Origin of the sequence: Azohydromonas lata, assembly GCF_034427735.1 — a bacterium.
Classification (GTDB): Bacteria; Pseudomonadota; Gammaproteobacteria; order Burkholderiales; family Burkholderiaceae_C; genus Azohydromonas; species Azohydromonas lata.
Window position 1 is genome coordinate 1 of record NZ_JAXOJX010000047.1, and the last position, 13546, is coordinate 13546.

A 13546-nucleotide genomic window follows, 5' to 3' on the forward strand; every position below is an offset into this window, starting at 1 on the left:
GGCCGGCAGCGCGCCGCGGCGGGCCAGCTCGCCCAACAGCTGCAGCCGCAGCGCGCCTTCTGGCAAGGCGCTCCACAGCGGCTTGGCCTGCGCCAGCATGCGCGCGCGGCCCTCGACGCTGGCGAGGTCGCACTCCTGCGCCGCCAGCTCCAGCAACTGCTGCGACAGCGGCACCGCCTGCGCCACGGCCTGCTCGAAGGCCTCCTTGCCGTGCTCGCGCACGAAGGAGTCCGGGTCGTGCTCGGCCGGCAGGAACAGGAAGCGGAAGGAGCGCGTGTCGGTGGCATGCGGCAGCGCCGCCTCCAGCGCGCGCGCCGCGGCTCGGCGCCCGGCGGCGTCGCCGTCGAAGCTGAACACCACCTGGTCCGTGAAGCGCAGCAGCTTGGCCACGTGCTCCGGCGTGCAGGCCGTGCCCAGCGTGGCCACGGCGTGGGGCAGGCCCAGCTGCGCCAGCGCCACCACGTCCATGTAGCCCTCGGTGACCAGCACGTAGCCGCTGTCGCGCAGCGCGCCGCGCGCCTCGTAGAGGCCGTAGAGCTCGCGGCCCTTGTGGAACAGCGGCGTCTCCGGCGAGTTGAGGTACTTGGGCTCACCCTTGTCGAGCACGCGCGCGCCGAAGGCGATGACCTCGCCCTTGACGCTGCGTATGGGGAACATGATGCGGTCGCGGAAGCGGTCGTAGCGCTTTTGCTCCGGCCCGTCCTCGCCCTGGACGATGACCAGCCCCGACTCGGCCAGCAGCGGGTCGTCGTAGCGCGGGAACACGCTGGCCAGGCCGCGCCAGCCGTCCGGCGCGTAGCCCAGCGCGAAGCGCGCGGCGATCTCGCCGGAGAGGCCGCGGCCCTTGAGGTAGTCGATGGCGCGCGGGCTGGCCTTGAGCTGCTTGCGGTAGTGCGTCGCGGCGCGGCCAAGCACGTCGGCCAGCGTGGCCTCGTGCTCGCGCTGTTGGGCGGCAAGCTCCTTGCGGCGCGGATCGGCCTCGTCCTCCGGCACGGTCAGGCCCACCTGCTGGGCCAGGTCCTTGACGGCCTCGACGAAGCCGAGCCCATGCTGCTCGGTGAGAAAGCGGATGGCGTCGCCGTTGGCCCCGCAGCCGAAGCAGTGATAGAACTGCTTGCTTGGGCTGACGGTGAAGCTGGGGCTCTTCTCCCCGTGGAAGGGGCACAGGCCGACGTAGTTGGCCCCGGTTTTCTTGAGCTGGACCTGGCGGCCCACGAGCTCCACGAGGTCCACGCGCGACAGCAATTCCTGAACGAAGCCGGGTGGGATCATCCGGGGAGTCTAGCCAAGCGCCACGCCCCGGCGCCCCGTGGCGGCTTCGTGCGCCCAACGGTCGCCCGCACCCCGCGCACTTGTGCACGCCCGGACCTTGAAAATTGAGGCGGTGACTGAAAATATTTTTTGAATCCACGCAGCAAGAAAAAAGCCGCCCATAAAAGGCGGCTTTTTCATGGCGACTCGTCGAATCGGCAAAACATCGTGCATCAAGCACGGTACAAAGCCTGATTTGAATCAGCTCAGGCAGTGAAGCTCTCCGGCTCAATCCCGTTGCCACGCCGGCAAAAAAACGGGAGAAAGGCTCCGGCAAAAGCTTGGGCGAAAGTGCAGGCAAACGTCCAGGCAAAAGTTCGGGAAAGCCGGGAGAAAGCTTCAAACGCGGATCAGGCCGCGTCGGGAATCAAAAAGTCGGCCAGTTGCTTGCCTTCGGCCAAAGCCGCCTTGAGCCACTTGGGCTGCAGGCCACGGCCGGTCCAGCTTTCGCCGGTGGCGGGATTGCGATATTTGGCGGCCACTTTGGCGCGGCGGCCATCGGTGGCCGAAGCGGCCGAGCGCGAAGCACCCCGCGTGGCCGTGACGTCCTCGATGGACAAATCATGGTCGGCCATCAGCTGGCGAATGGTGGCAATGGCTTCGGAACGCTCTTGACGCTGGGTTTCGGCAATTTGGCGCTCCAGCTCGGCACGCTGGTTCAGGAGTTCTTGAAGGGAGGTCATTCTCATCTCCTCGTTATGTGGGCAAGGCGAAATATATCACCGCTTTTGCCCACATACCGTTCCGTGCCAGGGTTGGAGGAGATATGTGCCGATATTCAAACGTTGCCGCACTGTTTCGCTGTGAACGACAAGCTGTCAATTGCCTTGCTGTGCCTGGACCCGTGGGGGAGTATTCACGGGTCGATTCGCCGAAACGTTTCCCGGCAGGGAATGTGTTGGGCCGCCACCATATTGGCGCGGCCCGCCGGGCGCAGGCCCGGCGGCGGATCGAAAAAATCAGGCCGAGGGCGGAACGAAACCGGTGGGCTGGTCGGCGCCTTCGCCGAAGAAGAAACGCTCCATCTGCCGCGCCAGGTATTGGCGGGCGCGCGTGTCGGCCAGGTTGAGGCGGTTTTCATTGACCAGCATGGTCTGGTGGCGCTTCCACTGCTCGAAGGCTTCCTTGCTGACGTTGTCGTAGATGCGCTTGCCCAGCTCGCCCGGGTAGGGCGCAAAGTCCAGTCCCTCGGCTTCCTTCTTCAGATAAACGCACTGAACCACTCGTGCCATGTCGGTTCTCCTTCGTGTAATGAGGTTGTCGGGGGTTGTCAGGTGAGTTTCTTGACCAGCACTAGCGAGCGCCGGTCCCAGTTGTACTTGCGCTTTCTGGCCTCGGGCAGCCAATCGGGGTCCACCTGCGAGAACCCGCGCTTGACGAACCAGTGCTTGGTGCGCGTGGTGAGCACGAAGATGCTCGCCAGCCCAAGCGCCTTGGCGCGCTGCTCCACACGCTTGAGGATGCGTTCGCCGTCGCCCTGGCTCTGCACCTGCGGCGAGATGGTCAGCGCCGCCATTTCGCCCGTGTGCGCCTCGGGGTAGGGGTACAGCGCCGCGCAGCCGAAGATCACGCCGTCGTGCTCGATGACGGTGTAGTTGGCGATGTCGCGCTCGATCTCCGTGCGCTCGCGCCGCACCAGGGTGCCGTCGCGCTCGAAGGGCTCGATGAGCTGCAGGATGCCGCCCACGTCGTCGCTGGTGGCCTCGCGCAGGCTCTCCAGCTTCTCGTCCACCACCATGGTGCCGATGCCGTCGTGGGTGAAGACCTCCATGAGCAGCGCGCCGTCCACGGAGTACGGGAGGATGTGTGAGCGCTCCACGCCGCCGCGGCAGGCGCGCACGCAGTGCTGCAGGTAGAAGGCGGTGTCCGTGGGCAGCGTGGGCCGCGGCAGCGAGGCCAGCAGCCGCTCGGCCTCGGCCACGGACAGCTCGGTGTCTATGGCGCTTTCCGGGTCGTTCAGGTCCTCGCGGATGCCGGGCATCTCGGTGAGGAACAGCAGCTTGTCGGCCTGCAGCGCCACGGCGGTGGCGGTGGCCACTTCTTCCATGGCGAGGTTGAAGGCCTCGCCCGTGGGCGAGAAGCCGAAGGGCGAGAGCAGCACCAGCGTTTCGGACTCGATGGCGCGGCGGATCGCCGCCGCGTCCACCTTGCGGACGACGCCGCTGTGCATGAAGTCCACGCCGTCCACGATGCCCACCGGGCGCGCGGTGAGGAAGTTGCCCGACACCACGCGCACCGTGGCGTTGGCCATGGGCGTGTTGGGCAGGCCCTGGGAGAAAGCGGCTTCGATCTCGAAGCGCAACTGCCCCGCGGCCTCCTGCGCGCAGTCCAGCGCCACCTCGTCGGTGATGCGCAGCCCGTGGCTGTAGCGCGAGGCGTGGCCCTTGGCGGCAAGCTGCTCGTTGACCTGCGGCCGGAAGCCGTGCACCAGCACCAGCTTGATGCCCATGGCCTGCAGGATGGAGAGGTCCTGTGCGAACTGGTTGAGCTTGCCCGCGGCAATGGCCTCGCCGGCCAGGCCGATGACGAAGGTCTTGCCGTGGTAGGCGTGGATGTAGGGCGCGACCGCCCGGAACCAGGGAACGAAGGTGTGCGGAAAGACGAGGCTCACGGCAGCGGCGGCAATAGGCAAAGGCGGGCGGGGGGCGGCGGTCAAGGCCGGTCAATCCGGAATTCTTGCATGCCCCTGAAAGCAGGGGCCGCCGCCGGGCTGCTGACGCCGCCCAAGGCCGGCTTTGCTGGGGGTATTCGCCGGGCCTGCGCGGCTGGCGCTGCCCCGTCTGCGCGGCCGCCTTGGCCCGCGCCCGCGCCTATGCCCGTGGCGCTCAGTGCGCGCCGCCCAAGTAGGCCGCCTTCACCGCCGGGTCGTCGCGCAGCTTGTGGGCCGGGCCGTGCACGGCGATGCGGCCGTTTTCCAGCACGTAGCCGTAATCGGCCACGGCCAGCGCCGCGGCGGCGAACTGCTCGACCAGCAGCATGGTCACGCCCTGCGCCTTGAGCCGCTCGATGATGCGGAACACCTCCTCGACCAGGATGGGCGCCAGGCCCATGGAGGGCTCGTCCAGCAGCACCACCTCGGGGTTGAGCATGACGGCGCGCGCCATGGCCAGCATCTGCTGCTCGCCGCCGGAGAGCGTGCCGGCGAGCTGGTTGCGCCGCTCCTTCAGGCGCGGAAACAGCTCCATGGCCCGCTCCAGGTCGGCCTTGACGTCGCCCTTGGGCCGGCTGCCCGTCAGGCGCGGGAAGGCGCCCAGCACGAGGTTGTCGGCCACGCTCATGGTGGCGAACACGCGCCGGCCCTCCGGCGAGTGCGCCAGGCCCAGGCGGGCGATGTGGTGCGACTCCAGCGCGTCGATGCGCCGCCCGTTGAGGCTGATCTGGCCGGCGCTGGGCCGGATCATTCCGGAGACGGCGCGCATGGTGGTGGTCTTGCCCGCGCCGTTGGAGCCAATGAGCGTGACCACCTGGCCCTTGGCCACGTCCATGGACACCTCGTGCAGCACCTGCACCTTGCCGTAGCCGGCGCACAGCTTGTGGATGTTGAGCATGTGTGGGGTTTGCGGTTGAAGCGGGTCAGGCGGCCTGGCCGCCGAGGTAGGCCTCGATGACCTTGGCGTCGGACTGCACGGCGGCAGGGGCGCCTTCGGCGATCTTCTGGCCGAAGTCCAGCACCGAGACCGTGTCGCACAGGCCCATGACGACGTCCATGTGGTGCTCGATGAGGATCACCGTGATGCCGTGGTCGCGCACCTTGCGGATGATGGCGATGAGCTCCTTGATGTCCGGCGCGGTCAGGCCCGCCGCGGGCTCGTCCAGCAGCAGCAGCCGCGGCTCCAGCGCCAGCGCGCGGGCGATCTCCAGCAGCCGCTGCTTGCCGTAGGGGAGGTTGCGCGCCTGCTCGTGCGCCAGCTCGCCCAGGCCCACGAAGCGCAGCAGCCCCAGCGCGCGCGCCGTGCCGCGCAGGTTCTCGCGGGCGTAGCGCGGCGTGTGCAGCGACACGTCCAGCAGCCCCGACTTGAAGCTGTGGTGCAGGCCCACCAGCACGTTCTGCAGCGCCGTCATCTCGCCGAAGAGCTGAACGTTCTGGAAGGTGCGCGCGATGCCGGACAGGGCGATGTCGGACGAGGTGCGCCCAACCACCGAGCGCCCGTCGAAGGTGATGGCGCCGGCCGTGGGCACGTAGATGCCGGTGAGCACGTTCATCATGGTGCTCTTGCCCGACCCGTTGGGACCAATGAGGCCGTGGATGCTGCCGCGGGCGATGCTGAGGTCCACCTCGTTGAGCGCCTTGAGGCCGCCAAAGCGCATGAGCACGCCTTGCGCCTGCAGCAGCGGCTCGCCGCGCGCGCCGCCAGCCGCGGCCTGCGACACCGCGTCGGCGCCGGCCGAACCCAGCGCCTGCGTGTCTTCCGCGTCGTCAGCCACGCTGCGCTGGCGGTTGAGGGCGCTGCGAATGAAGCCGACGATGCCGTCCTGCAGGTAGTAGACGACGAAGAGCGTGATCAGGCCGAAGATGGACAGTCGCCAGTCCGTCATGGTGGTCAGCACGAAGGAGAGGGCCGCCAGCGCCAGGCTGCCCGCCACCGGAATGGCGGCCTGCACGGCGGTGGCCTTGCCGCGCTGCAGCGCCACCACCGCGCCCGCGGTGACGATCACGGCCATGGCGACGGACACCATGCGGAAGGCGTCGATGTCGTCCAGCAGCTTGGGCAGCATCACGATGATGGCCGCCCCCAGCAGCGCGCCGGTGCGCGTCTTGCGGCCGCCCATGATGATGGCCAGCAGGAACAGCACCGTCTGCTCGAAGTTGTAGGTGTTCGGGCTGATGTACTGCTCGGAGTAGGCGTAGAGCGCGCCGGCCAAGCCCGCCAGGCCCGCGCTGATGACGAAGGCGTGCACCTTGTAGCGGTACACCGACACGCCCATGCAGTCCGAGGCCACGGGCGAGCCGCGCAGCGCCTCGAAGGCGCGCCCAAGGTGCGAGCGCAACACGCGGTGGACGAACACCAGTGAGGCCACCAGCAGCGCCAGCACCACCCAGTAATAGCCCACCTCGTCGAGCTTTACCCCAAGCAGCGCCGGCTTGTCCAGCTTGATGCCCATGGGACCTTCGGTCAGGAAGCTCATCTCGTTGATGAGGATCTGGATGATGGTGCCGAAGGCCAGGGTGACCATCGCCAGGTAGGGCCCCGTCACCCGCAGCGCCGGCAGCGCCAGCAGCGCGCCGAAGGCGGCCGTCACGGCGATGGCCGCGGGCAGCGTGAGCCACAGCGGCGCGGCCAGCTTGAACACCAGCACGCCCGCGGTGTAGGCGCCTATGCCGAAGAGTCCGGCATGGCCCAGCGACACCAGCCCGGTGTAGCCCACCACGATGTCCAGGCCGAACAGCACGATCGCGTAGATCATGATGGTCTCGACCAGGTGGATGTAGTACGGGTTGTGCAGCACCAGCGGGAACAGCGCCGCGGCCGCCACGCCGGCCACGGCCAGCAGGGCCTGGGAACGATTGACTGCCATGGCGGGCCTCACACCTTCTTGATCGCGGTCTTGCCGAACAGGCCCTGCGGCTTGACGGCCAGGACGATGAGCAGCAGCACCAGCCCGGGCACGTCCTTGTAGCCCGTGGAGAGGTAGAAGCCCGTGGTGGTCTCGGCAATGCCCAGGATGAGCCCGCCCACCACGATGCCGAGGCCGCTGGTGAGGCCGCCGATGATGGCCACGGCAAACGCCTTCAGGCCCAGCACCGCGCCCATGGTGGCGCCGGTGAGCGTGAGCGGCGCGATCAGCACGCCGGCGAACGCGGCGGTGAGCGAGGACAGCGCGTAGGAGAAGGTGATGACCATCCCCGTGTTGATGCCCATGAGCCGCGCCGCGTCGCGGTCGTTGAAAGTGGCAACCACCGCCTTGCCGTAGATGGTCTTGCGGTTGAAGAACTCGACGGCCAGCATCATGGCCAAGGCGCCGACCACCACCAGCACTTCCATGGGCAGCACGTTGGCGCCCAGCAGCTGCATGGGCGATTCGGGCAAGGGCGAAGGAAACCTCAGGTCATCGCGGCCCCACAGGTTCTCGGCCACGTTTTTAAAAATGATGCCCAGGGCGATGGTGCTCATGATCCAGCCGAACTCGCTCTTGAGCTTGATGGCCGGGCGCACGCCGATGCGCTCCACCAGGGCGCCTTGCAGCGCGCCGAACAGGCAGACGATGGGAATCATCAGCCAGTAGTTCACGCCGGCGTTGACCAGCGACAGGCCCACCAGCGCGCCCAGCATGAGCGACTCGCCCTGGCCGAAGTTCAGCGTGTCGGAGGTGGCGAAGGTGAGCTGGTAGCCGAAGGCGATGACGGCGTAGATCATCCCCAGCGCGATGCCGCTGTAGATGAGTTGGATCAGGATCTGCATGGCGAGGCCCGCGAAAGACGTCCGCAACAAAGTGCGCCGCCGCGGGCTGGAGCGCCCCGCGGCGGCGTCACGACCGCTGTGAGTGGTGGAGAGGGGGTGCGGATTACTTCTTGGTCTGGACCAGGGCGCCCTTGGCGTTGACGTCCTTGACGCGCACCTCGGAGGCCTTCTTGAAGTCGGCCTCGTAGGCGTAGACCACGCGCTGGCCCTTGACCTCGCCCAGCACCGGGATGTTGGCCGTGATGGCCTCGTGGTCCTTGGCCGTGTAGGGCTTGCTGTAGGTGGTCACCACGCCTTCCACGGGCGTCTTGAGGTCTTCCAGCGCGGCGCGGACCTTGGGGCCCTCGGTGGAGCCGGCCTGCTGCATGGCCGCGGCCAGCAGGTAGATGGAGTCGTAGCCCTGGGCCGCGGACACCGGCGAGTCGATGCGGTTGTTCTTGGGCTTGAAGGTGCGCAGGTAGTTGATGATGAAACTCTGGCGCTTCGGGGTCGTGGGCTCCTGGATGAAGGTCTGCGGCATGCGCGCGCCTTCGCCGCCGGGGCCGGCGTTGTCGATGTAGTTGGCCATGGAGAGCGTCCAGCTCCCGATCATGGGCACCTTCCAGCCCAGCTTGGTCATGCCGTTGGCGATCTGCGCCAGCTCCGGGCCGATGCCGTAGGTCAGGATGGCCTCGGCGCCGGCCTCCTTGGCCTTGAGCAGCTGGGCCGTCATGTCCACGTCCTTGATGTTGAACTTCTCCACCGCCACGGGCTTGAGGCCCTTGAGCTCCAGCGCCTTTTCCAGGTCCTGGCGGCCGAGCTGGCCGTAGTTGGTGGAGTCGGCCAGGATGGCCACCTTCTTGAAGCCGCGGCGGGCGACGGCCTCCTCCACGATCATCGGCGCCTGGATGCTGTCGTGCGCCGAGTTGCGGAACACGTAGTTCTCGGGCTGGTCGGCGAACTGCTGCGTGATCACGGAGCCCGTGGCCACGTTGTTCATCACGGGGATCTTGGCGTCCTGGAAGAAGCGCTGCGAGGCCAGCGCCACGCCGGTGTTGATGTAGCCCACCACGGCGGCCACGCGCTCCTTGTTGATGAGCTCCTGCGCGATCTGCACGCCGCGCTCGTTCTTGGCCTCGTCGTCGCGCTCCACGAGCTGGATCTGGCGGCCCAACACGCCGCCGGCCTTGTTGATCTCCTCGGCGGCCAGGCGCACGCCGTCGCGCATGCTCACGCCCATGGAGGAGGAGCCCCCGGTGAAGGGGCCCGAAACGCCAATCTTGATCGTGTCGGCCGCCATCGCCAGGGTGCTCATGGCGGCCAGTGCCAGGGCGCTCAGGCCCGTCTTCAGCAAGCTCATCGACTGTCTCCGTACTTGTCGTTCGTCCCGCCTGCCGTCGTGCCGGTGGTGCATCGCGGCGGGCTGCGCGGTGCCGCATGCGGGTGCGCATGCGTGCAGCCGAAACGAATGTAGCAGTGGGTTTTCAGCCCTTGACGCTGCGCGAAGTCCTTGTCGGCCTTGAAGAAAACGGGAAATGCGCCGCCCAAGCATGGCGCTTGGGACCGCGCCATCCAGGGCAACCCTGCAAAGGCTGATGCAGGTCACGGAGGGGCCTTGCGCCTTGGCCCAAGGGGCGGGCCGGGCAGGGCGCCGGCTGACGCGAAACTTTCCGATTCAGGGACTTCCCCAGCGCGGGAAAGTCCCGAGATGGGTGGGTGCGGATAATCCCGCCCCGCGATGCCCTCCATGCCCGATACCAGAACGAACGCCGCGCCCTCCGACCAGGAGGAGCGCCGCCGCGCCGACAAGCCGGCCCAATCGCCCGCCCGGGAGCCCCGCCGTCCCGACGAGGCCGCCGCGCGGCCGCCGCGCGGGCCGCGCGAAGCCCGCCCGCCGCGCGAACCGCGTGAGCCCCGCGAGCCCCGGCCCGGCGCCGCGCCGCGCCCGGTCACGCCCATTCCGCCCATCACCTTCCCGGAGAGCCTGCCCGTCAGCGCCCGGCGCGACGAGATCGCGCGCGCGCTGCGCGAGCACCAGGTGATCATCGTCAGCGGCGAGACCGGCTCGGGCAAGACGACGCAATTGCCCAAGATCGCGCTGGCCCTGGGCCGCGGCCGCGGCAACGGCGGGCGCCTGATCGGCCACACCCAGCCGCGGCGCATTGCCGCCTCCAGCGTGGCCAAGCGCATCGCGCAGGAGCTGAACTCGCCGCTGGGCGACGTGGTGGGCTACAAGGTCCGCTTCCAGGACCGCCTGCAGCCCGGTGCGTCGGTGAAGCTGATGACCGACGGCATCCTGCTGGCGGAGACCCAGGGCGACCCCGAGCTGCGCGCCTACGACACCATCATCATCGACGAGGCCCACGAGCGCAGCCTCAACATCGACTTCCTGCTGGGCTACCTGCGCCAGCTCCTGCCGCGGCGGCCGGACCTCAAGATCATCGTCACCTCGGCCACGATCGACGCCGACCGCTTCGCCAAGCACTTCGAGTCCGCCAAGGGCCCGGCGCCGGTCATCCACGTCAGCGGCCGCCTCTACCCGGTGGAGCAGCGCTGGCGGCCCTTCGAGGACGGCAAGGACTTCGACCTCAACGACGCCATCGTCGATGCCGTCGATGAGCTTTGGCGCCAGGGCCCGGGCGACGTGCTGGTCTTCCTGCCCGGCGAGCGCGAGATCCGCGAGGCGGCTGAGCGATTAAGAGGCCACCACCCGCCCGGCGTGGAAATCCTGCCCCTGTTCGCCCGGCTGTCGCAGCAGGAGCAGGACCGCGTGTTCGAGACCGGCGCGCGCCCGCGCATCGTGCTGGCGACCAACGTCGCCGAGACCTCGCTCACCGTGCCCGGCATCCGCTACGTGGTGGATTCCGGCCTTGCCCGCGTCAAGCGCTACAGCTACCGCAACAAGGTCGAGCAGCTGCAGATCGAGCCGGTGAGCCAGGCGGCGGCCAACCAGCGCGCCGGCCGCTGCGGCCGCGTCTCCAACGGCGTGTGCATCCGCCTGTACGACGAGACCGACTTCGCCGGCCGCACGCGCTTCACCGACCCGGAGATCCTGCGCTCGTCGCTGGCCGGCGTGATCCTGCGCATGAAGAGCCTGCACCTGGGCACGGTGGAAGACTTTCCCTTCCTGGAGCCGCCGCCCCGCAAGGCCATTGCCGACGGCTACGCGCTGCTGGCCGAGCTGGGCGCCGTGGACGACCTCAACGAGCTGACGCCCATCGGCCACGAGCTGTCCAAGCTGCCGCTGGACCCGCGCATCGGCCGCATGATCATCGAGGCCCGCCAGCGCCATGCGCTCACCGAAGTGCTGGTCATCGCCAGCGCCCTGAGCGTGCAGGACGTGCGCGACCGTCCCCTGGAGCAGCAGCAGGCCGCGGACCAAAGGCACAAGCCCTTCGACGACGAGAAGTCCGAGTTCAGCGGCTATTTGAAGCTGTGGAAATGGCTGGACACCTCCCGCGGCGGCGACGGCCAGGCCCACAAGCTCTCGGCGCGCAAGCACGAGGCGCTGCTGCGCGAGAACTTCATCAGCCCGCGCCGCGTGCGCGAGTGGCGCGACATCCATTCCCAGCTCCACACCGTGGTGGCCGAGCATGGTTGGCGGCTCAACGACGCTCCGGCGACCTACGAGCAGGTGCACCTGTCCATGCTGGCGGGCCTGCTGGGCAACATCGGCTTGAAGAGCGACGAGGACGACTGGTACCTGGGTGCGCGCGGCATCAAGTTCTGGCGCCATCCCGGCGCGCACCTGAGCAAGAAGCCCGGGCGCTGGATCGTCACCGCGGAGCTGGTGGAGACCACGCGGCTCTTCGGCCGCGGCATTGCCGCCATCGAGCCGCAGTGGCTGCCCGGCATTGCCGGCCACCTGATCAAGACGCAGTTGCTGGACCCGCACTGGGAGAAGAAGGCCGCCGAGGTCGTGGCGCTGGAGCGGGCCACGCTCTACGGCATCGTCATCTACAACAACCGCCGCGTGAACTACGCCAAGCTGGACCCGATGGGGGCGCGCGAGATCTTCATTCGCCAGGCCCTGGTGGCCGGCGAGTGGGACACCAAGCTCCCTTTCCTGGCCCACAACCAGAAGATGGTGCGCCAGGTGCAGGAGCTGGAGCACAAGTCGCGGCGCCAGGACGTGCTGGTGGACGACGAGCTGATCTTCGCCTACTACGACCGCCACATCCCTGCCGACGTGCACAGCGGCGCCAGCCTGGAGCGCTGGTTCCGCTATGCCGCCAAGGCCGATGCGCGGCTGCTGCAGCTCAGCAAGGAAGAGCTGATGCGCCACGAGGCCGCGGGCGTCACCAGCGAGGCCTTCCCCAAGACCATCCGCCTGGGCGGCATCGACTGCGCCGCAGCCTACCTGCACGAGCCCGGCGACCAGCGCGACGGCGTCACCGTCACCGTGCCCATTTACGCGCTCAACCAGGTGAGCGACGACCGCTGCGAATGGCTCGTGCCCGGCATGGTGGCGGCCAAGGTGCAGGCGCTGATGAAAAGCCTGCCTCAGCGTCCGCGTTCGCGGCTGGTGCCGCTGCCCGACACCGCGGCCGAGTTCGTGGAACTGGTGCCGTTCGGCGACGGCGGGCTGACTGATGCCGTCTTGAAATTCGTTCGCGAGCGCACCCAGTTGGCCGTGCAGCGCAACGACTTCAAGCTGGACATGCTCAGCCCGCACCTGTTCATGAACTTCAAGGTCGTGGACGAGCACGGGCGCCAGCTCGGCATGGGCCGCCACCTGCCCACGCTCAAGGCCGAGCTGGGCAGCCAGGCGCGCTCGGCCTTCCAGGCGCTGGCGGCGCTCAAGGTCAAGCAATCCGCCGCCGCGCCTGAAGCCGCACCGGCGCCCGCGCCGGGGGGTGGCGGCGGTGCGAAGGCCCAGCGCGTGCCTGCACCCGCGCCGGCGCCCGCCGCGCCGGTGGAGCCCGCGAAGTACACCGCCTGGACCTTTGGCGAACTGCCGGAGCTCATGGAGCTGCGCAAGGGCGCGCAGACGCTGGTGGGCTTCCCGGCGCTGATCGACAAGGGCACGCACGTCGAGATCGAGGTGTTCGACGAGCCGGAGGTGGCCGCCGCGAAGCACCGCGCGGGCCTGCGCCGCCTCATCGCGCTGCAGATCCGCGAGCCGCTGAAATACCTGGAGAAGAACATCCCCGACCTGCAGAAGATGGCCGTGGCCTACATGCCGCTGGGCACGCAGGAGGAGTTGCGGGCGCAAATCATCGACGTGGCGCTGGACCGCGCCTTCCTGGGCGAGCCGCTGCCCACCGACGAGCTCGCCTTCAAGGCGCGCATCGAGGAGGGCCGCAGCCGCTTGAACCTCATCGCGCAGGAGGTGGCGCGCCAGGCCGGCCTGGTGCTGGCCGAGTACGCCGCGGCGGCGCGCAAGCTCAAGGACACGCGCAACCTGCCCAAGGAGGCGGTGGACGACATCCAGGCCCAGCTTCAGCGGCTGGTGGACAAGCGCTTCATCGCCCGCACGCCCTGGGCCGCGCTGCAGCACCTGCCGCGCTACTTGAAAGCCGTGGTGATGCGACTCGACAAGTGGCGTGCCGACCCCGCGCGCGACGCGCAGCGCCTGGCCGAGCTGCGCCCGCTGGAGCAGCGCTACCTGCGCCGCGTCGCGGAGCTCAAGGGCCAGCACGACGCGCGGCTGGACGAATACCGCTGGCTGCTGGAGGAGCTGCGCGTGAGCTTCTTCGCCCAGGAGCTGCGCACGCCGCAGCCGGTGAGCGTCAAGCGGCTGGACAAGGCCTGGGCGCAGATGTCGAGTTGAGCAGGGAAAGGGCGGCAGGCCCGCTCCTTGCCGCGCCGCCCCGAAACAGCCTGACACCGCTGCGCCGCCCCCTATAACCCTT

The 13546-nt window shown here is 68.6% G+C and carries 9 protein-coding genes; 1 reads left to right on the forward strand and 8 read right to left on the reverse strand.

Annotated elements, in window-relative coordinates; genetic code table 11:
* The 8 genes from dnaG to SM757_RS23800 all read right to left on the reverse strand — a co-directional run.
* On the reverse strand, positions 1-1272 hold a 1272-nt coding region (gene dnaG / locus SM757_RS23765; protein ID WP_322467295.1), incomplete at its 3' end, for a DNA primase.
* Positions 1273-1661: 389 nt separating this feature from the next.
* Positions 1662-1994 (reverse strand): H-NS histone family protein, encoded by a 333-nt coding sequence (locus SM757_RS23770; RefSeq protein WP_322467296.1) that lies wholly within the window; start codon positions 1992-1994, stop codon positions 1662-1664.
* A 276-nt stretch (positions 1995-2270) separates the two neighbouring features.
* Positions 2271-2543, reverse strand: a complete 273-nt coding sequence (locus SM757_RS23775; protein WP_322467297.1) for an oxidative damage protection protein — start codon at positions 2541-2543, stop codon at positions 2271-2273.
* A 38-nt stretch (positions 2544-2581) separates the two neighbouring features.
* Positions 2582-3922, reverse strand: a complete 1341-nt coding sequence (gene argA, locus SM757_RS23780) for an amino-acid N-acetyltransferase (protein WP_066335107.1) — start codon at positions 3920-3922, stop codon at positions 2582-2584.
* Between the two features lie 214 nt (positions 3923-4136).
* Positions 4137-4859, reverse strand: coding sequence for an ABC transporter ATP-binding protein (locus SM757_RS23785; RefSeq protein WP_066335103.1), 723 nt, complete (start codon positions 4857-4859; stop codon positions 4137-4139).
* Between the two features lie 25 nt (positions 4860-4884).
* Complete coding sequence (locus SM757_RS23790; protein ID WP_322467298.1) at positions 4885-6828, reverse strand: branched-chain amino acid ABC transporter ATP-binding protein/permease; 1944 nt, start codon at positions 6826-6828, stop codon at positions 4885-4887.
* An 8-nt stretch (positions 6829-6836) separates the two neighbouring features.
* Positions 6837-7712 carry a branched-chain amino acid ABC transporter permease gene (locus SM757_RS23795; RefSeq protein WP_066335100.1) on the reverse strand — a complete coding sequence of 292 codons (876 nt, stop codon included), beginning with the start codon at positions 7710-7712 and terminating at the stop codon, positions 6837-6839.
* Between the two features lie 103 nt (positions 7713-7815).
* Positions 7816-9051 (reverse strand): ABC transporter substrate-binding protein, encoded by a 1236-nt coding sequence (locus SM757_RS23800; protein WP_066335098.1) that lies wholly within the window; start codon positions 9049-9051, stop codon positions 7816-7818.
* 378 nt (positions 9052-9429) lie between these two features.
* Between SM757_RS23800 and hrpA the strand changes: the two genes are divergently transcribed.
* On the forward strand, positions 9430-13464 hold the full coding sequence (gene hrpA, locus SM757_RS23805) for an ATP-dependent RNA helicase HrpA (RefSeq protein WP_407655800.1): 4035 nt from the start codon (positions 9430-9432) through the stop codon (positions 13462-13464).
* The last annotated feature ends 82 nt before the right edge of the window (positions 13465-13546 follow it).